Source organism: Cupriavidus sp. 21MJTG02-4 (assembly GCF_057798975.1).
In genome coordinates, this window is sequence record NZ_JBYOJP010000020.1 from 16,557 (window position 1) to 37,414 (window position 20,858).

General features: G+C 67.4%; 18 protein-coding genes. 11 read left to right on the forward strand and 7 right to left on the reverse strand.

Annotation, left to right across the window (positions count from 1 at the left end):
- The first annotated feature begins 7 nt into the window (after positions 1 to 7).
- Positions 8 to 682 carry a formate dehydrogenase subunit gamma gene (locus tag AC3FKH_RS29205; RefSeq protein ID WP_488679184.1) on the forward strand — a complete coding sequence of 225 codons (675 nt, stop codon included), beginning with the start codon at positions 8 to 10 and terminating at the stop codon, positions 680 to 682.
- Positions 679 to 1,542 (forward strand): formate dehydrogenase accessory protein FdhE, encoded by an 864-nt coding sequence (fdhE, locus tag AC3FKH_RS29210; RefSeq protein ID WP_488679185.1) that lies wholly within the window; start codon positions 679 to 681, stop codon positions 1,540 to 1,542. The genes AC3FKH_RS29205 and fdhE overlap by 4 nt, the downstream gene beginning before the upstream one ends.
- 58 nt (positions 1,543 to 1,600) lie before the next feature.
- On the opposite strand, the gene AC3FKH_RS29215 is transcribed toward fdhE, so the two are convergent.
- Together AC3FKH_RS29215 and AC3FKH_RS29220 are read right to left on the reverse strand one after the other, a co-directional pair.
- On the reverse strand, positions 1,601 to 3,676 hold the full coding sequence (locus AC3FKH_RS29215) for a sensor histidine kinase (RefSeq protein WP_488679186.1): 2,076 nt from the start codon (positions 3,674 to 3,676) through the stop codon (positions 1,601 to 1,603).
- Entirely contained in the window at positions 3,649 to 5,052 is a 1,404-nt protein-coding gene (locus tag AC3FKH_RS29220) for a sigma-54-dependent transcriptional regulator (RefSeq protein WP_488679187.1), read from the reverse strand. The genes AC3FKH_RS29215 and AC3FKH_RS29220 overlap by 28 nt, the downstream gene beginning before the upstream one ends.
- A gap of 321 nt (positions 5,053 to 5,373) precedes the next feature.
- On the opposite strand from AC3FKH_RS29220, the gene AC3FKH_RS29225 reads away from it, so the two are divergent.
- The 9 genes from AC3FKH_RS29225 (at position 5,374) to moaA (ending at position 14,256) form a co-directional block, all read left to right on the forward strand.
- Positions 5,374 to 6,816: an L-lactate MFS transporter gene (locus tag AC3FKH_RS29225; protein ID WP_488679188.1), complete on the forward strand. Its 1,443-nt coding sequence runs from the start codon at positions 5,374 to 5,376 to the stop codon at positions 6,814 to 6,816.
- 32 nt (positions 6,817 to 6,848) lie between these two features.
- Entirely contained in the window at positions 6,849 to 6,971 is a 123-nt protein-coding gene (locus AC3FKH_RS29230; RefSeq protein ID WP_488679189.1) for an MFS transporter small subunit, read from the forward strand.
- A 283-nt stretch (positions 6,972 to 7,254) separates the two neighbouring features.
- A complete protein-coding gene (locus tag AC3FKH_RS29235) occupies positions 7,255 to 8,694 on the forward strand; it encodes a cytochrome ubiquinol oxidase subunit I (protein ID WP_488679190.1) in 1,440 nt (479 codons plus the stop codon).
- A 13-nt stretch (positions 8,695 to 8,707) separates the two neighbouring features.
- Entirely contained in the window at positions 8,708 to 9,715 is a 1,008-nt protein-coding gene (gene cydB / locus AC3FKH_RS29240; protein ID WP_488679191.1) for a cytochrome d ubiquinol oxidase subunit II, read from the forward strand.
- Complete coding sequence (locus AC3FKH_RS29245; RefSeq protein ID WP_488679192.1) at positions 9,715 to 9,864, forward strand: DUF2474 family protein; 150 nt, start codon at positions 9,715 to 9,717, stop codon at positions 9,862 to 9,864. Before cydB ends, AC3FKH_RS29245 begins: the two co-directional genes overlap by 1 nt.
- Positions 9,865 to 9,868: 4 nt before the next feature.
- Positions 9,869 to 11,956 (forward strand): FUSC family protein, encoded by a 2,088-nt coding sequence (locus tag AC3FKH_RS29250; RefSeq protein ID WP_488679193.1) that lies wholly within the window; start codon positions 9,869 to 9,871, stop codon positions 11,954 to 11,956.
- The gene (locus AC3FKH_RS29255) at positions 11,943 to 12,155 is read left to right on the forward strand and encodes a DUF1656 domain-containing protein (RefSeq protein ID WP_488679194.1); all 213 of its coding nucleotides are present in this window, start codon (positions 11,943 to 11,945) and stop codon (positions 12,153 to 12,155) included. The genes AC3FKH_RS29250 and AC3FKH_RS29255 overlap by 14 nt, the downstream gene beginning before the upstream one ends.
- Positions 12,152 to 12,976, forward strand: coding sequence for an HlyD family secretion protein (locus tag AC3FKH_RS29260; RefSeq protein ID WP_488679195.1), 825 nt, complete (start codon positions 12,152 to 12,154; stop codon positions 12,974 to 12,976). Before AC3FKH_RS29255 ends, AC3FKH_RS29260 begins: the two co-directional genes overlap by 4 nt.
- 179 nt (positions 12,977 to 13,155) lie before the next feature.
- Positions 13,156 to 14,256 (forward strand): GTP 3',8-cyclase MoaA, encoded by a 1,101-nt coding sequence (gene moaA, locus AC3FKH_RS29265; RefSeq protein ID WP_488679196.1) that lies wholly within the window; start codon positions 13,156 to 13,158, stop codon positions 14,254 to 14,256.
- An 18-nt stretch (positions 14,257 to 14,274) separates the two neighbouring features.
- Here moaA and AC3FKH_RS29270 read toward each other — a convergent pair whose 3' ends face one another.
- The 5 genes from AC3FKH_RS29270 to AC3FKH_RS29290 form a co-directional block, all read right to left on the reverse strand.
- A complete protein-coding gene (locus tag AC3FKH_RS29270) occupies positions 14,275 to 14,541 on the reverse strand; it encodes a transcriptional regulator (protein ID WP_488679197.1) in 267 nt (88 codons plus the stop codon).
- Positions 14,528 to 15,988 carry an aminotransferase-like domain-containing protein gene (locus tag AC3FKH_RS29275; RefSeq protein ID WP_488679198.1) on the reverse strand — a complete coding sequence of 487 codons (1,461 nt, stop codon included), beginning with the start codon at positions 15,986 to 15,988 and terminating at the stop codon, positions 14,528 to 14,530. Before AC3FKH_RS29275 ends, AC3FKH_RS29270 begins: the two co-directional genes overlap by 14 nt.
- Positions 15,989 to 16,053: 65 nt before the next feature.
- Positions 16,054 to 17,265: a molybdopterin molybdotransferase MoeA gene (locus AC3FKH_RS29280; protein ID WP_488679199.1), complete on the reverse strand. Its 1,212-nt coding sequence runs from the start codon at positions 17,263 to 17,265 to the stop codon at positions 16,054 to 16,056.
- Positions 17,259 to 18,131 carry a formate dehydrogenase accessory sulfurtransferase FdhD gene (gene fdhD, locus AC3FKH_RS29285; protein ID WP_488679200.1) on the reverse strand — a complete coding sequence of 291 codons (873 nt, stop codon included), beginning with the start codon at positions 18,129 to 18,131 and terminating at the stop codon, positions 17,259 to 17,261. Before fdhD ends, AC3FKH_RS29280 begins: the two co-directional genes overlap by 7 nt.
- Positions 18,132 to 18,162: 31 nt before the next feature.
- Positions 18,163 to 20,490 carry an FdhF/YdeP family oxidoreductase gene (locus AC3FKH_RS29290; RefSeq protein WP_488679201.1) on the reverse strand — a complete coding sequence of 776 codons (2,328 nt, stop codon included), beginning with the start codon at positions 20,488 to 20,490 and terminating at the stop codon, positions 18,163 to 18,165.
- Positions 20,491 to 20,858 lie beyond the last annotated feature (368 nt).

A 20,858-nucleotide genomic window follows, 5' to 3' on the forward strand; every position in this document is an offset into this window, starting at 1 on the left:
ACCGGAAATGGCGACCCACAACGACAGGATCCTGCGCACCAGATTCTCCGAGCGGCTGTGTCACTGGGCGATCGTGTTCTGCTTCTTCCTCGCGGCGGCTTCGGGAATCTCGTGGTTCTTCCCGACGGTGAGCTGGATGAGCGGCGTCCTTGGCACGCCACAGATGGCGAGGCTGCTCCACCCGTTTCTTGGCATCGCCGTATTCGCGGGGCTTTGCTACATGTTCGTGCGCTTCGTCGGCTACAACCTTCCCGCGCGCACCGACGCGATCTGGCTCCGCCGCGCCAGGGAGGTGCTCCTGAACCAGCATGGCGGCGAACCGCTGCAGATCGGCAAGTACAACGCCGGCCAGAAGGTGCTGTTCTGGCTCATCATGGCTTCGATACTGGTCCTGCTTGTATCGGGGCTGATCATGTGGCGCGCCTATTTCGCAGAATACTTCGCGATTCCTGTGCTCCGTCTGGCGATCATGGCGCATTCCGTCGCGGGGATCGGGTTGATCCTGCTGATCGTGGGCCACATCTATCTGGCAATCTGGGTCCGCGGATCGATCATGGGCATGGTGACGGGCTACGTCTCGCGCGCCTGGGCCCGGCAGCACCATGACCGCTGGGTTGGCGAGTTGACGGCGAAAGAATCGAAAGCGGCCGAAACGGCCGAAGCGAAGGGGCACGCGTCATGAACCCACATCGGACAACGCCGGGCGCAGTGCCATCGGGCGAGGCCTCCCGGCATTTCAGCCCGCTGCTCCAGCCAGACCTTGCCGGTCTCTATGGCCGCCGCGCCACGCGCCTGCGCGCGCTGGCCGAAGGGCACGGCCTTGCCGACTACCTGCGCCTGGCCGCCCGCGTGGCAGAGGTGCAGGCAGCGCTTCTGCCCGAGGCCGGCGGGTCCGGTCCGACAAACGCCAGGGACATCCCGCAGGAGGGGAATTGGGGCGCCCTGCTCGATCGATTGGTTGCGCGACTTGCGCACGATGTTCCCGCCACGGTGGCCCCGCATCTTGCGGCGCTGCGCGACCTCCCCGCGGATGCTCGCCTTGGCGCCGCCCAGGCGCTGACCGAGGGTCGTTTCGCGGCGGTGCCAGCGGCCATCGCTCCCATCCTCTGGGCTGCGCTCTCGCTGCAATGTGCCAGCGCCGCGCGCGCCGCTCCCGCGCCCGCCAGCGGCCCCGCCGAGCACGCGTCTTGCCCGGTCTGCGGCACTGCCCCCGTGGCAAGCCTGATCCTGATCGGCGATCGTCAGGGCATGCGCTATCTGCATTGCGCCCTCTGCGAGAGCGAGTGGCACATGGTACGGGCGAAATGCACCAACTGTGGTGAAGCCTCGGACCTTGACTACCTCAGCTTCGACACCGCCGAAGCCACGGTGCGCGCCGAAAGCTGCGGCGTGTGCCACGGTTATCTGAAGGTCATTTCACTGGAACGCGACCAGCAGGCCGAGGCCGTGGCCGATGACCTGGCCACGCTGGCGCTGGACGATGCCGTGACGGCGGAGGGCTATCAACGCACCGGATTCAATCCGTTCGCCCTGCCGGGATGAAGTCCTGCCCGACGCGATGCGCGCGTGATCGCGCAGCATGGCGCTGCCGCATGCCGCGTCAGCACACTTCGCCGCCAGCCTCTGACTGCGCCGGGACCCCGTCGCCGCGCAGCCACACAACGAACTCGGCGCCCTGCCCCAGCGTGCTTTCCACCGTGATGCGGCCGCCATACCGCTCCACCAGCGCATAACTGATCGACAAGCCCAGCCCGGTTCCCATCTGTTTCCTGGTGGTGAAGAACGGGTTGAACAGGTTGGGCAGGTCTTCTTCCCGGATGCCCTGGCCGGTGTCGCGCACAGAAAGCGTCACGCCCTGCCCGTCCCCGTCCCCGTCCCAATCGCGCGTGCCCAGCGTGAGCGTGCCGCCGTCCTGCATGGCGTGGATGGCATTGGTCAACAGGTTGACCACCACCTGCTGCAACTCGCTGCGGCTGATGCGCACCTGCCGCGTGGCGAGGCAGTCCAGCTCGACCCGGATCGCTGCGCCCTTCAGCATGTGCCGGACGAGGTCGACGCAGCCTGCCGCGACCTCGCCCACATCCAGGGTCTCGACATTGCCGGCGTAGGCCTCCGGCCGGACAAACTGCAGCAGCCGGCTGGTCAGCAGCTGGATGCGTCGGACCTGTTCGTCGATCAGCCGCAGTTCATGCCGGATCGGCTCCGCCGCCGGGCCCAGGATCTCGCGTGCCACGTCCAGGTTGCCCTGGATCACGGCAATCGGGTTGTTGACTTCATGCGCCACGCCAGCGGTAAGCTGCCCCGCGACGGCGAGCTTTTCCGACGTGATCAGCTGCTGCCGGGCCGCCCGCAAGATGGCATTGGATGCCTCCAGCTCGCGGGTGCGCTCGGCCACCTTGCGATCGAGCGAGTCGGCCCAGTTCCTGAGCTCGGCATTGCGCTGCTGCAGGTCCGACAGCAATTGGTCGAACTGGCCGGCAAGCTGGCCCAGCTCGTCTTCGCTGTCCACCGGACCTACCCGTGCCTGCGCATCGCCGGCCTTCAGCGCCTGCATGGTGCCGACCATCCGCACCATCGGCGCAAACACGCGCCTGGCCCATCGCAGCGAAAACAGCGCCCCGGCCACGGCAAGCAGCAGGAACAAGCCCACCAGCACGCCCAGCGCCAGGTCTTTGGCCTGGCTGACCGGCCTGGCCAGGTAGCCCACGTACAGCATGCCGATGCGCTGGCCGCGGCTGTCCGCGATCGGCTCATAGGCGCTCATGTACCGGTCGCTGACGACGAAGGCCAGGTCCAGCCATTTCTCGCCGCGCAGCAGCACCTTGTCGCGCACCTCGCGCGAGACCCGCGTGCCGAGCGCCCGCTCGCCATGGAACAGCCGCACATTGGTGGCAATGCGCGTGTCGTCCAGGAACAGGGTCGCCGTACCCTGGCTGCCGCGCGGCAGGGATTCGGGCTGGTAGACCAGCGCGTTGATCGTGTCGATAAAGCCGAGGTTGTTGTTCAGCAGCGTGCCGCCGTGCAGGATCGCCACCAGATTGCCCGCTTCGTCGAACACCGGCGCCGCCGCATGCACCACCATGCCGCGGGTTTCCAGAGTCTTGTCGGTGGGGGCCGCATTGGCCGTGGGCCGCAGCGCCACCTGTGCGCGCCGGGCAAGCTCGCCGGAGACAGCGGCCAGCTGCGTGGCGGACCAGGCGTCGGTGGCGACGTCCGCGCGGCCGGCCGCGGCACGGGTCACCACGCGCCACGCGGCGTAGTCCGACCCTGCCGCGCCGGCCGGCGCAGCAGCCAGCAGCCGCCCGTGCGGATCCAGCAACTGCAGGAAGTCGAGCCCGTGCGTGCGCCGCGCGTCGGCCAGGATGCCGGGCATGGCGTCGCGGCGGCCAAGTCCGTCCACCAGCGCATACGACCTTGCCTCCTGCAGGACACGGTCGCCCACGCCGCCCACCATATGCTCGAAGTATTCGTGGGCGACCAGCAGGTCGCTGTTGACCTTGTAGGCCAGCAGCGCCTGGAACGCGCGGTTGCCCCACAATCCGATGATCAACAGCAGCGCCACCAGCGCCACCAGCAGGGGCGCGACCACGATCGACACAAGCTTGGCGCGCAGCGAGGCGCGATAGTGGCGCAGCAGCGCGGCCGGGCTCAAGGACGCAGGCCCCACTGCAGGCATTTGCGGTCCAGGGTGCGGCGCGAGATGCCTAGCCGGCGCGCCGCTTCCACGCGGTTGCCGCCCTCCGCCGCCAGCACCTGGAGGATGTGCCGCCGCTCCACAGATTCCAGCAGCGTGGCGTCGTCGGGCGGCGTGGCCGCGTCCTCGCAGGCCTCTTCCGGCAGGGTAGCCAACGCCAGCTCGGCATGCTGCGCCAGCAATTCGACCGGGTATTCGCCCAGGATCAATGCCCGCTCCACCAGGTTGCGCAGCTCGCGCGCATTGCCTGGCCAGTCATAGCCCTTGAGGACCCGGACCAGTGAAGGCGACAGCGGCACCGGGGGCAGTCCGAGTTGTGCGGACAACTCCTCCGAGAAATGCTCGGCCAGCGGCACGATGTCTTCCGGCCGCGTGCGCAACGCCGGGATGGCGATGGACACTACGTCGAGCCGGTAGTACAGGTCCTGCCGGAAGCGCCCGGCGGCAACTTCGTTGGCCAGGTTGCGGTTGCCGGCGGCGACAATGCGAACGTCCACGCCAATCTCGCGCTCGCTGCCGAGCGGCCGGATGCGCCGGTCTTCGATGACCCGCAACAGCTTGGCCTGCATCGCCAGCGGCAGCTCCGAGATCTCGTCCAGGAACAGCGTGCCGCCGTCCGCATAGAGGAACAGGCCGTGACGCGCCCCGGCCGCGCCCGTAAAGGCCCCCTTGGCGTGGCCGAACAATTCGCTTTCGATGATCTCGGGCGCCATCGCGCCGCAATTCAGGGGCACGAACTGGCCCTGCCGCCCGCTGAGGCGGTGCAGCTCGCGCGCCACCACTTCCTTGCCGGTGCCGGATTCGCCCGTCACCAGCACCGTCGATGGCATCGGTGCCACCCGCGCCACCAGCGCCATGACCTTCTTCATGGCTTCCGACTCGCCGATGAAGTGCTTGTGGATGGTGTATTTGTCCAGCTCGCGGCGCAGCAGGTAATTCTCGCGCGCAAGACGGGTCCGGTCGAAGCAGCGCCGGATGGCGTTGAGCATCTGGTCGACGCGAAATGGCTTGACGATGAAATCGGCCGCGCCGGAGCGTAGCGCCTCGATGGCCGTCTCCATGTCGGCGAAGGCCGTCATCAGGATCACGTCGGCGGGGTTGCCGGCCGCGCGCAGGGCCTGGAGCCACTCCACCCCGCTGGCACCAGGCAACGCCACATCGAGCAGGATCAGGTCGAAACGGCGTTGCTCCAGCAGCGCGGCGCCGGCTTCGGCGCTGTCGGCCGTCACCACGCTGCCGACCTTGCTTTCCAACGCCTTGGAGAGGAACGAACGCATGCCGGCCTCGTCGTCCACCACAAGGATCGTGCGGTGCTGCCAATTGTCCGTTTCAGCTGCGTTGCTTTGTCGTTCGCCCATCACTTTGGTCATTGAGCCCGCTATGAGATACCGCCCGCCGGGCAATAGGAGAGTCTAGCGACAGCGCGCTAACCGGCTGTATTGGGGGTAAACCGAGCCAGCCGCCAAAGCCGCTGCCAGAGATGGACAGTTTGGCCCGTGCAACGGGCCGCCGCCTGGACATTTTGTCCATGGCTTCGCCGCAACGCCCGCACCGCGCGGCGCAAACCATTGACGGCAAAGGGCATCCGCCATGGGCACGGCTCTTGCAAAACGACGCGCTCCAGCCCATCGCACCCCGATGCAAAAAGAGGCTGCCACTTCCAGGTAGGAGACAACTTCATGTCATATCCCGCGCAAGCGCAAACGCCGTCGCAATCCTCGCCACAGCGGTCCCGACACGCGTCGCCGTCCGGGCCATCGTCGCGCCCCTCGGCCTTCTCCAAGGAGGCGATAATCGCCGGCCCGGGCTTCAACCGCTGGATGGTGCCGCCTGCCGCGCTGGCCGTGCACCTGTGCATCGGCCAGGCCTATGCCTTCTCGGTTTTCAACGAGCCGCTGACCCGGATCCTCGGCGTCACCCAATCCGCGCCGGGCGACTGGCAACTGACCACGCTGGGCTGGGTGTTCTCGCTGGCGATCTTCTTCCTCGGCATCTCGGCCGCGTTCGCTGGAAAGTGGCTGGAAAAGGTCGGGCCCAGGCGCACCATGTTCACCGCCGCCTGCTGCTTCGGCGGTGGTTTCCTGGTGTCGGCGCTGGGCATCTGGCTGCACCAGATCTGGCTGCTGTACCTGGGCTACGGCGTGCTGGGCGGGATCGGGCTGGGGCTCGGCTATGTGTCGCCGGTCTCCACGCTGATCCGGTGGTTCCCCGACCGCCGCGGCATGGCTACGGGGCTCGCAATCATGGGCTTCGGCGGCGGCGCGATGATCGGCGCGCCGCTGTCGGTTGCGCTCATGAACCACTTCAAGAGCGCGACCAGTGCCGGGGTGGCGCAGACCTTCCTGGTCATGGGCGTGGTCTATTTCATCTCGATGTCGATCGGCGCGCTGGCCATCCGCATCCCCGCCCCGGGCTGGGCGCCCCCGGGCTACGTGCCCGCCACCAGGGCCAGCAAGATGGTCACGCACGCCAACGTGCATATCGACCAGGCGCTGAAGACGCCGCAGTTCTACCTGCTCTGGCTGATCCTGTTCCTGAACATTACCGCCGGCATCGGCGTGCTGGGCCAGGCCGCGGTGATGATCCAGGAAACCTTCAAGGGCGCCATCACGGCCGCGGCCGCCGCGGGCTTCGTGGGGCTGCTCAGCATCGGCAACATGACGGGACGCTTCTTGTGGAGCTCCGCCAGCGACTACTTCGGCCGCAAGGTGACCTACGCCATCTTCTTCGCCTTTGGCGCGGCGCTCTACATGGCCGTGCCGGCCGTCGGCGCGTCGGGCAACGTGGCCCTGTTCGTGGCCTGCTACTTCCTGATCCTGACCATGTATGGCGGCGGCTTCAGCACCATTCCCGCCTATCTGGCAGACATGTTCGGCACCGCCTACGTCGGTGGCATCCATGGCCGCCTGCTGACCGCCTGGGCCGCCGCCGGGATTGCCGGGCCGGCGCTGGTGAACTACATCCGCGAGCACAAGCTGGCACTGGGCGTGCCCAGGTCGGAGGTCTACGTCGACACCCTGCACATCATGGCAGGCCTGCTGGTGGTGGGTTTCGTCTGCAACCTGCTGATCCGGCCCGTGCATGATCGCCACCACCTGCGCGAAGTGGCCAGCGCCGCCTGAACGCCATGTCCCAACACACAGGAACCCCAGCCATGCAAAACGACCGGACTTTCGGCAAGACCCTGCTGCTGCTCGCGTTCTGGGCCTACGTGCTCATCCCGCTGGGCACGGGCATCTGGTCGACCCTCGGGAAGGCCATGAAGCTGTTCAGCTGAGCGACCGCGCCGGCCCTGCGCCGCAGGACGCCGGCGCGGTCCCCGCAGCGTGTTCCGGACCGACTACGCGCAGGATCGATCCATGACTGTGATCCTGCGCGACCGTGCCATCTGTACCGGTGGCGCAAGGCGCCTGGCGAGCGCCGCGTCCGGCCTGCACAACTGAGCATGAGCAGTTCGGCAGGAACTGTATCCCTCGCGGGCAGGCTGTCATCCGTACGCTTGTCCGTAGTGTCGCGCGACACGCCGTCGTGCCGGCGGCAACCCCACGGAGAGCACATCGATGCACGGACTCACAGCGCTGGAACTCGCTCGAATCCAGTTCGGATTCACGGTTTCCTTTCACATCTTATTTCCCGCCATCACGATCGGGCTGGCGTGTTTCCTGGCGTTCCTGGAAGCACGCTGGCTCTACACCCAGGACACCGTGTACAAGACCCTGTACCAGTTCTGGATCAAGATCTTCGCATTGAACTTCGGCATGGGGGTCGTTTCCGGCCTGGTCATGGCCTATGAGTTCGGTACCAACTGGTCTGGCTTCTCGCAGTTTGCGGGGGGCGTCACCGGACCGCTGCTGACCTACGAGGTGCTGACCGCCTTCTTCCTGGAAGCGGGCTTCCTTGGCGTGATGCTGTTCGGCTGGAACCGCGTCGGGCCCGGGCTGCATTTCTTCTCGACGGTGATGGTGGCGCTCGGCACCATGATTTCCTCCACCTGGATCCTGGCGTCCAACAGCTGGATGCATACCCCTGCCGGCTACGTCATCGTTGCCGGCAAGGTGGTGCCGACCGACTGGTTCGAGGTCATCTTCAATCCGTCATTCCCCTACCGCCTTGCGCACATGGTCATCGCCGCGCTGCTGTCCACGGCACTGTTCGTGGCGGCAGCCTCGGCCTGGCAACTGCTGCACGAGCGCGCCGTGCCCGCCGCCCGCAAGATGCTGTCGATGGCCCTGTGGATGGTGCTGATCGCGGCGCCCATTCAGGCGGTGGTGGGTGACGCCCATGGCCTGAACACGCTGGAGCACCAGCCCGCCAAGATCGCGGCGATGGAGGGGCACTGGAACACCGCCGCCAGCGATGACAAGGGCGGCTTCCCGCTGATCGTCTTCGGCATTCCGGACATGGAGCGCGAGCAAACCCGCTACGCCATCGAGATCCCGCGCCTGGGCAGCCTGATCCTGACGCACAGCCTTGATGGCCAGATCCGCGGCCTGAAGGACTTCCCCAAGGAAGACCGCCCCAATGCCACGGTGCTGTTCTTCACCTTCCGCGCCATGGTTGGCCTGGGCGTGGCAATGATCCTGTTCGGCCTGCTGGGTTGCCTACTGCGCCGCAACGGCGCCCTGTACCGGTCCAGGGCATTCCTGCGCCTGGCGGTGCTGATGGGCCCCGCCGGCCTGATCGCGCTGCTGGCCGGCTGGATGACCACCGAGATCGGCCGCCAGCCGTGGGTGGTCTATGGACTGCTGCGTACCCATGATGCCGTTTCCACGCATGCCGCGGCCCCGGTGGCGCTGTCGCTGGCGCTGTTCGTGGTGATCTACTTCGTCTGCTTCGGCGTGGGCATCCGCTACATGCTCAAGCTGGCCAGCGCCGGCCCCGCCCCTGACGCGCATTCCCACGACGAGCCGTCCTACGGCCCGGGCAGCGTCGTTCCCGCCGCCATCGCCGTGGCTTCCGCACCCAACGCGATGGCCCGGCACGGCCGCCGCGAAATCTGAACTGGTGATCGACATGGGTATCAACCTTCCCGTTATCTGGGCCGCCCTGATCTTCTTCGGCGTCATGATGTACGTCATCATGGACGGATTCGATCTGGGCATCGGCATTCTCTTCCCCTTCGTCGGCGACCGTCATGACCGCGACGTCATGATGAACACAGTGGCGCCGGTCTGGGACGGCAACGAAACCTGGCTGGTGCTGGGCGGCGCGGCGCTGCTGTGCGCCTTCCCGCTGGCCTACTCGGTGCTGCTCACTGCGTTCTACCTGCCGCTGATGTTCATGCTGATGGGGCTGATCTTCCGTGGCGTGGCCTTCGAGTTCCGCTTCAAGGCGAGCGACCGCAGCCGCCCCTACTGGGACGCCGCCTTCACGTGGGGCTCGATCACTGCGGCCTTCTTCCAGGGCGTGACGCTGGGCGCCTATATCGACGGCATTGCCATGGAAGGCACCACCTTCACCGGCGGCGCGCTCGACTGGCTGGCGCCGTTCCCGCTCTTCTGCGGCGTGGGCGTGGTGATTACCTACGCCTTCCTCGGCGTCACCTGGCTCATCATGAAGACCGAAGGCCGGCTGCAATGGACCATGCTGCGCGTGACCAACGTGCTGACCGGCGTGATGCTGGCGATGGTCGCCGCGGTCAGCGTGTGGACACCGCTGACCCATCCCGAGATCGCGCAACGCTGGTTCGCGCTGCCTGACCTGTTCTTCTTCCTCCCGGTACCGCTGCTGGTGCTGGCCTCGGCCGCCGGCATCTACCGCGCCCTGCGTGGCCAGCCCAACGTGGCGCCGTTCCTCTATGCGCTGCTGATGATCTTCATGGGCTATACCGGGCTGGCCATCAGCATCTGGCCCAACATCATCCCGCCTTCGATCACGATCTTTGATGCGTCGTCGCCGCCGCAAAGCCAGGGCTTCGCGCTGGTCGGCACCCTGTTCATCGTGCCGATCATCCTGGCCTACACCGCGTGGTCGTATTACGTGTTCCGCGGCAAGGTCAAGCGCGGGGAGGGCTACCACTGATGGCCGACATCCTGCGTTCCCGGGCCACTGCGCGGCTGGCAGCCCGTCTTGGCTGGCTGCTGGCCCTCTGGCTGGCGGGCGTCGGCACGGTCTTCGTCTGCGCCAGCCTGATGCGGCTGCTGATGCGCGCGGCCGGGCTTGCCAGCTGAAGCCATGCCGTCCTCCAGCCTGCTTTCACGCGCGGCGCCATTCACGCTCGGCGCCCTGGCAACGATACGAGGCGCATCTCCGGAGCTTCGGCCGTGGATCCATTCCCTCAAGGTATTCGGTGCCGCGATGCTGGCGCTTTATGCGGCGCTGGCGCTGGGCCTGCCGCGTCCCTATTGGGCCATGGCCAGCGCCTACCTGGTTTCCAGCCCGCAGGCCGGCGCCACCTATGCCAAGGGTACTTTCCGCGTTGCCGGTACGCTGCTGGGTGCCGTCTGCGCAGTGGCACTGGTCCCCTGGCTGGTCGACGAGCCCGTGCTGCTGATGGCGGCGATCGCGTGCTGGACTGGGGCCCTGCTCTACCTGTCCCTGCTGGAGCCGGCGCCGCGCAATTACATCTGCCTGCTGGCTGCCTATACGCTGCCGATCGTGGCGCTGCCGACGGTGACCGCACCGGCCGGCGTCTTCGACATGGCGCTCGCCCGGATCGAGGAAATCGTGATTGGCATCGTCTGCGCCAGCGTGGTCAGCGCAGTGGTCTTCCCGGTGAGGACAAGGCCGGCGCTGACCGCGCGCACATCCGCGTGGCTGGGCCACGCCTCGGGCTGGATCGCCGGCATGCTGGCCACCGATACCAGCCCGGCGCAGCGCCATGACCGCTTCGGCCTGCTTGCCGCCGATATCCTGGCGATGGAAACACAGATTGCCCAGCTGACCTATGAATCCGATGGCGCGCAGACACTGCGCTGTGCCCGCGCCCTGCACCGGCGGATGAAGTCCCTGCTGCCGTTGGTGCTGGCACTTGCCGATGCCGCCAGCGCCCTGCGCCGGCACCCGGCGGGCCTGCCCGATGCCGTCGCGCAACGGCTGCGCGCCACGCTGGCATGGATCGCCGGCGAGCAGGATGCGTGCCGGCCGGTGCCGTCCTGGTTCCTGCCAGGCGTGGCGCAGGCCGCACCGGCGGACTGGCATGCACGGCTGGTCGCAACGACCCATACCTACCTCGACGAACTGGCCGACCTGTGGCACGACTGCCGCCTGCTGCAGGCGAGCCTGCGCCGGGACGGGCGCGAGCCCGCCGCGCTGCGCCATCGCGTGGAACCCGCTGGGCAGGCACGGCACCATGATCACGCCCAGCTGTTGTTCCGGGCTGCCACGGCCGGCACGGCCACGTTCGTGGCGGGCCTGCTGTGGATGGCTTCGGGCTGGGTGGACGGGGCCGGCCCGGTCGGCCTGGCCGCGCTCGCCAGCTGCTTCATTGCCACCACCGAGGATCCACGGCTAATGGCCGGCCGGGTGATCGCATGGAGCGTCGCGTGCGCGCTGCTGTCCTGGTACTACCAGTTCGTGGTACTGGTGCTGGCCCATGACTTTGGCTCGCTTGCCGCCTTGCTGCTGGGGCCCTACCTGGTCATTGGCGCGATGACGACGCAACCGCGCTTCGCGCTGTTCGGGGTGTTGCTGGCAGTCACGGCGGCGTCGTTCCCAGGCCCGCAGCACCTCAATGCCGCCAGTTTTGCCGGCATCTTCAACAGCAGCCTGGCGAGCCTGGCTGCGCTGGCCTTCTCCACATTGTGGGCGGTGCTGATGCAGCCCTTCGGCCAGCAGCTTGTGGCCTACCGGCTGGCCCGGGCAAACTGGGACGAGATTGCGCTGGCCGCGCATCCGCGTGCGTCGGTCAACAGCGCCCGGCTGCGCGGGCGCATGCTGGACCGGCTGCTGCGCCAGTGGCCGCCGTTGACGCGCCGGCATATGGCAAACGGTGAGCAGGCCGGCGGCGCCGTTGCCGACTTCCTGGTCGAAGCGGCCGCGCTAGGGCTGCGGCGCACCTCCATGCGCCTGCCGGCGCCACGCCGCCGTGCCGTGGAACGCGTGCTGGCGGGGGTGGCGCGCCACTACCGCCAATGCTCGCGCGCCGGCCATGCCTGCACGCCGCCGCCGGAGTTGCCCGCGAAGATCGACGCGGCCTTCGCGGCACTGTCCGCGACAACGCACGGCAGCTTGCGCGCCGCGCTGGCGGCGCTCGCCAGCATCCGGCTTGCCCTGTTCCCGCAGTTGCCGCTGACCGACGGAGGCCGCCATGCACGCCACTGAATTCGACGTGTACGGCGTCTTTGTGCCGGCCACCGTGGCATGGATGCTGGCCGCATTCGCCGTGACTGCCGGCGTGCGCGCCGTGCTCGATCGGTTCGGCTTCTACCGCATGGTGTGGCACCGCTCACTGTTCAATTTCTCGCTCTACATCCTCATACTGCGCGCGATCGTCGCGCTCGTCTGGCAGGCTCCATCATGAATCGCAAGCTTTCGCTGATCGGCCCCATCGTGGTGACCCTGGCGGCCGCGGCCGCCGCGGCGCTGGCCGGCTGGCATCTGTGGCAGTACTACACCGAGGCGCCGTGGACGCGCGACGGCCATGTGCGGGCGGACGTGGTCCAGGTGGCCCCGGACGTCTCGGGCCTGGTCACGACCGTGCTCATCGGCGACAACACCCGGGTCCATCGCGGCCAGGTCCTGTTCGTGGTCGACCAGGACCGCTTCAGCCTGGCCCTGAGACGGGCGCAGGCAGAGGCCGTGTCGGCACGCGCGGCGCTGGCCCAGGCGCGGCGCAACCCGGCGGGCACCGAGGCCGTGGCTGTCGCGCAGGCGCGGGTGGAAGACGCCGATGCCGCGGTGGACCTGGCCAGGCTGAACCTGGCCCGTTGCCGCGTGGCCAGCCCGGTGGATGGCTACGTCAGCGACCGCCTGCCGCGGGCTGGCGACTTTGCCACCCGCGGCAAGCCCGCCTTGTCAGTGGTGGCCAGCGGCTCGCAGTACGTGGAGGGCTATTTCGAGGAAACCAAGCTGCCCGCTATCCGCGTCGGCAGCCTTGCCGAAGTCCGCATCATGGGCCTGCGCACGCCTTTGCGCGGGCATGTCCAGAGCATTGCGCCCGGCATCGAGGACCAGGACCGCGGCAGGGGGCCGAACCTGCTTCCCAGCGTCAACCCGACTTTCAACTGGGTACGGCTGGCGCAGCGCATACCGGTACGCATCTCGCTGGACCAGGTGCCACCCGATGCACGCCTGGTCGCCGGCCAGACCGCCACGGTCAGCATCAGCGGGCCGCGCGGGTGAGGCAGCGCCTCCCAGCGCACATCGGGGCGCGGCACGGGCGCGCCCGGCCAACTGTTCTGCTGCCAGTTCCGGGGATTTGTGCGCCTGCCGGGCAGCCATCCGTCCCTACCATGGACTCCATGGCGCGGGCATCCAGCCGTCGCGCCACGCCCCACGCCATAGCCCCAGGGAGATTCGCCATGCACGCCACGCTTGTGCAAGAAGTGCCCGCCGCCTCCAGCCTTGAGGCGCTTGTAGCGGCCCCGCCAGCGACCGCCTGCCGGGACCAGTTGGGCCGTCCGCTGCGGGACCTGCGGCTCTCCGTGATCGACCAGTGCAACTTCCGCTGCACCTACTGCATGCCCAGGGAGCGTTTCGGGCGCGACTATCCGTTCCTGTCCTCCGAGCAACGTCTGTCCGACGCGGAGTTGCTTCGCATCGTGCGGGCCTTTGTCAGCCTTGGCGTGGAGAAGGTGCGCCTGACCGGCGGCGAGCCGCTGCTGCGCAAGGGCATCGAGTCGCTGGTCGAAGCCATTGCCGCCATGCACACGGTCGACGGTGGCCAGGTGGAAGTGGCCATGACCACCAATGGCAGCCTGCTTGCCCGCAAGGCCCGTTCGCTGCGGGACGCAGGCCTTGGCCGGGTCACGGTCAGCCTGGACAGCCTGGACGACCAGATCTTCCGCGCCATGAACGACGTCGATGTCCCGGTCGGCTGCGTGCTCGAAGGGATCGAGGCGGCATGCGCCGCTGGCCTGGCGCCGGTCAAGGTCAACTGCGTGGTCGAGCGCGGCACCAATGACGCACAGGTGCTGCCGCTGGTCGAACACTTCCGCGGCAGCGGCGTCACGCTGCGCTTTATCGAATATATGGACGTGGAAGGCCCCAGCGCATGGTCGCAGTCACGCGTCGTCCCCTCCGACGAGATCCGCGGCATGGTCGAGCGCGCCCATGCGCTCTTGCCGGTCGCCAGGCGGCACGGCGAGACCTCCAGCAACTATCGGCTCGCGGACGGCAGCCTGAAGCTGGGCTTTATTTCCAGCGTGTCGCACCCGTTCTGCGGCGATTGCACCCGCGCGCGCGTTTCGGTCGACGGCCGGTTGCACCTGTGCCTGTTCGCCACGAATTCCGTCGACCTGCGCCCGCATCTGGGTGCCGACCGCCCGGCCGACGCCGTGGCGCAGGAGGTCCGCCAGGCATGGCAGGCGCGCGGCGACCGCTATTCCGAGTTGCGCGCGGACCGGCTGGCCAGCGGCAAGCGGCAATACCCGACGGTGCGCATGTCGCTGGTGGGCGGCTGAACCGCCGCTGCGCGGGTCTCAGGCGGTATCCGGGAGCACCTGCGCGGCAAGCTCCGCGCCGGCTTGGGTGAGGCTCGCGTGTCCGCGGCCATCCTCGTTGATCGCAACGTCGGCCAGCCCGGCGGACTGGAGTTGCGTCAGCACGCGCCGCAGCACGCTCATCGGCAGTTGTGCCCGCTTGGCGACCTTGGCAAGCGACCACGGACTGGCGCTGCCCTCGCGCCCGGCCTGGCACAGGACCTGGAGCACTGCGAGGATGGAGGGATCGATATCAGTGTCTGGCATGATCGTGCCCGTCCCCGGCAGACTCGCCGCTGTGCGCAAGCAGGTGCTGCGCGATCTTGCCCAGCGTCTGCACGGCCGACTCGATGCCGGGTGACCATTCAGCGCTGTAGTTCAGCCGGATGCAGTGGCCGTAAGTGGCCCCGGGCGCGAACATATGCCCCGGCGCAACGGTGATGCGGTGCTCCAGCGCGGCGTGGTACATCTCCATGGCATCGATGCCCTCTGGCAACTGGACCCACAGCACATAGCCCCCCGCCGGCCGCGACGTGGTGGTGCCGTCCGGAAAGAACCTGCGCACGGTGGCGGCCATGATGCTGGCCTGCTGTGCATAGGCCTTGCGCACCCGCCTCAGGTGGAAATCGTAGCCGTCATTCTTCAGGAACTCCGCGATGGCCAGTTGCGGGATGGCGGGCGTGGTCAGCGTATTGAGAAACTTGAGCCGTTCCACCGCTTCGCGGTAGCGGCCCGGCAGCGCCCAGCCGATCCGGTAGGCATTGGTCAGCGTCTTGGAGAATGAAGAGCAATGCAGGACGATGCCGGCCTTGTCAAAGGCCTTCAGCGAGCTGGGATGGGACTCTCCGTAATAGAGCTCGCCATAGACGTCATTCTCGATGACGGGGATATCCTTCTCGGTCAGCATGGCCACCAGGCTGCGCTTCTTGTCATCGGGCATCTGGAAGCCGAGCGGGTTCTGGAAATTGGGCATCACCATGCAAGCCGCCACGCCCTTCTCGTCGATCAGCCGCGCCAGCGCGCCGATATCGATGCCCTCCACCGGATCGGTCGCCACCTCGATGACACGCATGCCCAGGCGCTCGATGGCATGGAGCATGGCGTAATACGTCGGCGACTCCACCGCGATGGTGTCGCCCGGCCTGGCCACGGCCTGCAGGCAGAGGTTGATTGCCTCGGTGGCGCCGATCGTGACGATGACCTCGTTGGGGTCGATGGCGTAGCCGTTCTCGAGATAGCGGCGCGAAATCTGCCGGATCAGCTCGGGGCTGCCGGGCGGCAGATCGTCCAGCATGGTCCACTTGGCATAGCGGCGCGCGATGTTGTTGGCGTACTGGTTGATGCGCTGCCACGGAAACAGCGAAGGGTCCGGATAGGGCGAGCCGAGCGGCACGGCGTCATCGGATCGGATCGAACGCAACGTGGACAGCACCAGTGCGCTGACATCCACCGCCGAAGGCTTGGCACTGGGCCTGGACGGCCGCAGTTCGAAAGCGGGCGCGCCGGGCCGCGCGCGCACAAAGTACCCGGACTGTGGCCGCGATTCGATGATGCCGCGGCTCTCCAGCGTGACATAGGCGCGGATCACCGTGGTGATGCTCATGCGGTGGTGCTGGCTGGTCTGCCGCACCGAGGGAATCCGCTCGCCGGGCAGCAGTACGCCTTGCTGCACCAATGCCTCGATATCCGCAGCCAGCTTTTCATATAGTTTCACGCTGCGCCCCTTGCCAGTCGCTTCCGCCCGGTCGGTGTCTGAACTGGCTTCCCACCGGGCCGTCGTCAGCTGAGCCAATGATGGAAATCATAGTATGGCAGCGGCACATTCTGGCGTTGTCCGGCGCAATGCGGTTCGACGCGCACAAGGCCGCTGGCCCGGCCGAGCGCCGACACGGACGCCGCACCTTGCTGTGCGTTGAGCTGCACCACGCTCTCCCGGCCGTCCGGGTTGCCCATCTCGCCCACGCGCCAGAACGCGTCGCCGCGGTGCGTGCGCAGGCCGGTCAGTGCCGCCCTGATCCGGCCGACCGGCGGGAACAGCTCCACCCGCCCCTGCAGGCGGCGCAGCAACGGTGTTACCAGCAGCGCGAAGGTGGCATAGGCCGCGGCCGGATTGCCGGGCAGGCAGACGACGGGCTTGCCGCGCAGGCGCCCCGCCGTCACCGGCTTGCCGGGTTTCATGTCGACGCCGCGGCAAAGCAGTTCGCCACCCGCCGAGGCCAGCGCCGCTGTCACCAGGTCGCGCTGGCCGACCGAGGCCCCGCCGGCCACCAGCACCAGGTCGGCATCGGCCGCCAGTTCCCGCAGCATGTCATGCAGGGCGCGCTCGTCGTCGCGCACATGGCGGTGGCAAGACACCACGGCCCCCATCGACTGCACCAGCGACTCGAGCATCGGGCCATTGACGTCATGCACCTGGTACACGTCGCGCGGCTCATCGTGCGCCGCCACCTCATCGCCCGATGTCAGGATCGCCACCTCCACCAGCCGGCAGACCGGCGCCTCCGTCAGTCCCTGCGAAGCCAGGGCGGCAATATGTCCGGCGTTCAGCAGCGTTCCGGCCGGCAGCAGCAGGTCGCCACGGCGGGCATCCTCGCCCTTGCGCCGGATATGCTGGCCCGCCTCGGGCACCCTTGCGCACGCGACGCCCAGATAGGTCTCGGAGGCGTCTTCCTGCGCAACGACAGCATCGGCGCCAGGCGGGATCACGCCGCCGGTGTAGATGCGAATGCCGTGGCCGGGCAGCAGCGGCTGGGGCCGCGTGCCGGCATAGACCACCTGCTGCAGCCGCAGGCGGGCGTCGCCGCGACAGTCTTCGCAGCGCACCGCATAGCCGTCCATGGCGCTGCGGTCCGCCGCCGGCGTATCGATGACCGCGTGGATATCGCTGGCCAGCACGCGGCCTGTCAGCAGGCCCCGCCACACCGTCTCGATCTCCCGCACCGGCTCCGCGCTCATCGCAAAGACTGCCTGGGCCTCGTCGAAGCTCAGCATGCCTCGCCTCCCCGTATCGCGCTCGCGGCTTGCGCGTCATTGCCGAGGCCCAGGGCGGCGCCGGTGTAGTCAACGTAGCCGTCCTTGCGGCAGAAGCTGAGCAGGCGCAGGCCCGCCTGCTCAGCGATCCGGATCGCCAGCGAGGTTGGCGCCGAGATCGTGGCCAGCAGCTGGATGTTCATGCGCGCCGCCTTGCGCACCAGCTCATAGCTGGCGCGGCTGGACAGCAGCACAAAGCCGTCGTCCATCGCCACGCGCTGCATCGCCAGGTGGCCGATCAGCTTGTCCAGACCGTTGTGCCGGCCGACATCCTCGAATACATGCAGGATCTCGCCGCGCGCATCGCACCAGGCCGCCGCATGGACGCCACCCGTGGCCCGCATCAGCCGCTGGTGCGACGGCAGCGCCGCGACCGCGCGCTCGATCATCTCGCGCGACGGCTCCAGCAGCCTGGCCGGCGCCGGCATGCGCGCGGGCTGCAGGTCGAGCAGCTCGATGCTCTCGATACCGCAGACACCGCAGCCGGTGCGGCCAGCCAGCGCGCGCCGGCGCGCCCGCATGGCGGCAAAGGCGTGCTCGCTGATCTCCATCTGCACTTCGGCGCCGTGCCGGTGCACGCGCACTTCCAGGTCGTGGATCTCCGCGTTGCGGCCGACGATGCCCTCGGTCAGCGAAAAGCCGACCGCGAATGCCTCGAGGTCCAGCGGCGTCGCCATCATGACGGCGTGCGAGATGCCGTTGTACACCAGGGCCACCGGCAGTTCTTCGGCCACGTCGTCGATGGCTGGCTGCGCCGTGCATTCCCTGTGCCGCACAATGCTGCGCGCTTCATAGCCTGAGTGTTCAACCAGTTCGGTGCAATCCATGGATTCCTCGCCAATCATGGTGCCGCGCGCGTTACGCCGCCACTGCGGGCTGACGACGGGACGGCGTCAGCAACACCGGCACCGACTTCGACGTGGGCGTGCCGCAGCCATCGCCGGTGCTTTCCAGCGGTACCAGCGGATTGGTCTCAGGGTAGTACGCGCCAAGGCAGCCTTGTGGAATGTCGTACTCGACCAGCACGAAGTCCTCGACATGGCGTTGCACGCCGTCGTCCCAGACACTGGTGATGTCCACGTGCTGCCCCGCCTTCAGGCCAAGCCGCGCCAGGTCGGCCGGATTGATGAAGACCACCCGGCGCAGGCCGAACACGCCGCGGTAGCGGTCATCCAGGCCATAGATCGTGGTGTTGTACTGGTCGTGCGAGCGCGTCGTCATCATCACCATCAGCTTGTCGCCATACTGCGCGCGGGCACGGTTGATGGGAGTGTCCTTGTCGATGCGGTTGACGAGGAACTGCGCCTTGCCCGAAGGCGTCTGCCAGACGCGGTGGCATGCCGCAGGCGTCAGGTGGAACCCACCCGGCACAGCCACGCGCTCGTTGTAGCGCTCGAAGCCTTCGATGACCTGTTCAATGGCATCGCGAATGCGGGCATAGTCCTGCGCGTACCAGAGCCAGTCGATCTTCTCCGAGCCAAGCGTGGCGGCCGCCATGCGCGCGACGATGGCGATTTCCGACAGCAGGTGCGGCGACGCCGGCGCATTCATGCCAAAGGAGATATGGACCATGCAAACCGAATCCTCGACGGTCACGCCCTGCGACACGCCGTCCTGCTGGTCGATCTCGGTGCGGCCCAGCGTAGGCAGGATCAGCGACTCCTTGCCGTGCACCAGGTGGCTGCGGTTGAGCTTGGTGGCGATATTCACGGTCAGCGCGCACTGGCGCAAAGCCTCGAAGGTGCGCGGGGTATCGGGCGTGGCGGTGGAGAAATTGCCGCCCAGGCCGACAAAGACCTTGACCTTGCCCTCAAGCATCGCCGAAATGGTGTTGACCACGTCATAGCCATGCTTGCGCGGCGGCTCAAAGCCAAAGACGGCCTGCAGGCGGTCCAGGAACGCCGGTTCCGGCTGTTCCTCGATGCCCACCGTGCGGTCGCCCTGGACGTTCGAATGCCCGCGCACCGGCAGCAGCCCGGCACCGGGGCGCCCGATATTGCCGCGCATCATCATCAGATTGGACAGGATCTGTACCGTCGGCACCGAATGCTTGTGCTGCGTCAGCCCCATGCCCCAGCAGGCGATCACGCGTTTGCCCCGGGCGTAGACCTGGGTCAGCGCATCGATGTCCTCCTGTGACACGCCCGATTCCGCGACGATGTCCGTCCAGCTTTGCGCGCGCAGGTCTTCGACAAAGTCGCCGAAGCCGATGGTGTGCTCGCGCACGAAATCCACGTCGATCAGGCGCTCGCGGCCGTGCTTGATCGCCTCGTTGTCCAGTTCGACCAGGCGCTTGGCCATCCCCTTGATCAGCGCAAAGTCGCCGCCGAGCCTGGGTTGCACGAACATCGAGGCAATCCGGGTACTGGAGCCGGTCAGCATCTCCACCGGGTGCTGCGGGCTGGTAAAGCGTTCCACCCCGCGTTCGCGCAGCGGATTGATCGAAACGATGGTGGCACCGCGTCGCGCGCACTCGCGCAGCTCGCCCAGCATGCGCGGATGATTGGTCGCGGCGTTGTGGCCGAACAGCAGGATCGTGTCGGCATGCTCGAAGTCGTCCAGCACCACCGTGGCCTTGCCCACGCCTATCGTCAGCGGCAAGCCGCGGCTGGTGGCTTCGTGGCACATGTTCGAGCAGTCGGGGAAGTTGTTGGTGCCATAGGCGCGCACGAACAGCTGATAGAGGAACGCGGCCTCGTTGCTGGCCCGGCCCGACGTATAGAATGCGGCCTGGTTCGGATCCGTCAGGGACCGCAGGTGGCGCCCGATCAGCGCAAAGGCCTCATCCCAGGCGATCGCACGATACTTGTCGGTCTGCGGGTCGTAGACCATGGGGTGAGTCAGCCGCCCGTGCTGCTCCAGCTCGAAATCCGTTTGCGCCATCAGCGACGTGACGGTGTGCTGCGCGAAAAAATCCGGCGTGACCCGCATGCTGGTCGACTCGGCTGCCACGGCCTTGACGCCGTTCTCGCAGAACTCAAAGGTGGAGGCGTGCTGCCGGTCCGGCCACGCGCACCCCGGACAGTCGAAGCCATCCGCCTGGTTCTGCTTGAACAGCATCTTGTACTTGCCACCGGCAACCTTCTCCTTGATCAGGTTGATGGCAACGTACTTCAGCGCACCCCAGCCGGCGGCGGGGTGGGTGTAGGGCGCGATGTGGCCTTTTTCAGGGGTCGGGGAGCTCATTGGCGTGGTGTCCTGTAACGACTGGAACGGCGTCCGGCCTGCCCGTGCTGTCCGTGGGCGGGTGCGGATCGTCGTGGTGTCACCAGATTAGATTTCCCGCGTGCACCCAGGTACATACAAACGGGTGCTTGCCCGGAGAGCACAGTTTTGCGGTGGGTGCCGGCGCGGAGTTCCTCGGTAACCAGCGTTTGACCGTCGCCCTGACGCAATCGGTTATCATTCCGCTTCTGCAAATTACGACCAGTAGAGTCGTTCAGAGACGAATCGGACACTTTGTGACGAATTCGCCTCGAAGTAGCGTTTCGGACTTTCCGCTCGCCCGTCATCTACGCGCAATGCGAGACCGCCACTGCGGTCCGTCCAATCGT

Excerpts from the sequence above, each read along its gene's own strand:
- AC3FKH_RS29235 (WP_488679190.1), top strand. The coding sequence starts at position 7,255 with ATGCACGGACTCACAGCGCTGGAACTCGCTCGAATCCAGTTCGGATTC.
- moaA (WP_488679196.1), top strand. The coding sequence starts at position 13,156 with ATGCACGCCACGCTTGTGCAAGAAGTGCCCGCCGCCTCCAGCCTTGAG.
- fdhE (WP_488679185.1), top strand. The coding sequence starts at position 679 with ATGAACCCACATCGGACAACGCCGGGCGCAGTGCCATCGGGCGAGGCC.
- AC3FKH_RS29255 (WP_488679194.1), top strand. The coding sequence starts at position 11,943 with ATGCACGCCACTGAATTCGACGTGTACGGCGTCTTTGTGCCGGCCACC.
- AC3FKH_RS29205 (WP_488679184.1), top strand. The coding sequence starts at position 8 with ATGGCGACCCACAACGACAGGATCCTGCGCACCAGATTCTCCGAGCGG.
- AC3FKH_RS29290 (WP_488679201.1), bottom strand. The coding sequence starts at position 20,490 with ATGAGCTCCCCGACCCCTGAAAAAGGCCACATCGCGCCCTACACCCAC.
- AC3FKH_RS29220 (WP_488679187.1), bottom strand. The coding sequence starts at position 5,052 with ATGGGCGAACGACAAAGCAACGCAGCTGAAACGGACAATTGGCAGCAC.
- AC3FKH_RS29230 (WP_488679189.1), top strand. The coding sequence starts at position 6,849 with ATGCAAAACGACCGGACTTTCGGCAAGACCCTGCTGCTGCTCGCGTTC.
- AC3FKH_RS29245 (WP_488679192.1), top strand. The coding sequence starts at position 9,715 with ATGGCCGACATCCTGCGTTCCCGGGCCACTGCGCGGCTGGCAGCCCGT.
- AC3FKH_RS29260 (WP_488679195.1), top strand. The coding sequence starts at position 12,152 with ATGAATCGCAAGCTTTCGCTGATCGGCCCCATCGTGGTGACCCTGGCG.
- fdhD (WP_488679200.1), bottom strand. The coding sequence starts at position 18,131 with ATGGATTGCACCGAACTGGTTGAACACTCAGGCTATGAAGCGCGCAGC.
- AC3FKH_RS29270 (WP_488679197.1), bottom strand. The coding sequence starts at position 14,541 with ATGCCAGACACTGATATCGATCCCTCCATCCTCGCAGTGCTCCAGGTC.
- AC3FKH_RS29225 (WP_488679188.1), top strand. The coding sequence starts at position 5,374 with ATGTCATATCCCGCGCAAGCGCAAACGCCGTCGCAATCCTCGCCACAG.
- AC3FKH_RS29215 (WP_488679186.1), bottom strand. The coding sequence starts at position 3,676 with ATGCCTGCAGTGGGGCCTGCGTCCTTGAGCCCGGCCGCGCTGCTGCGC.
- cydB (WP_488679191.1), top strand. The coding sequence starts at position 8,708 with ATGGGTATCAACCTTCCCGTTATCTGGGCCGCCCTGATCTTCTTCGGC.
- AC3FKH_RS29250 (WP_488679193.1), top strand. The coding sequence starts at position 9,869 with ATGCCGTCCTCCAGCCTGCTTTCACGCGCGGCGCCATTCACGCTCGGC.
- AC3FKH_RS29280 (WP_488679199.1), bottom strand. The coding sequence starts at position 17,265 with ATGCTGAGCTTCGACGAGGCCCAGGCAGTCTTTGCGATGAGCGCGGAG.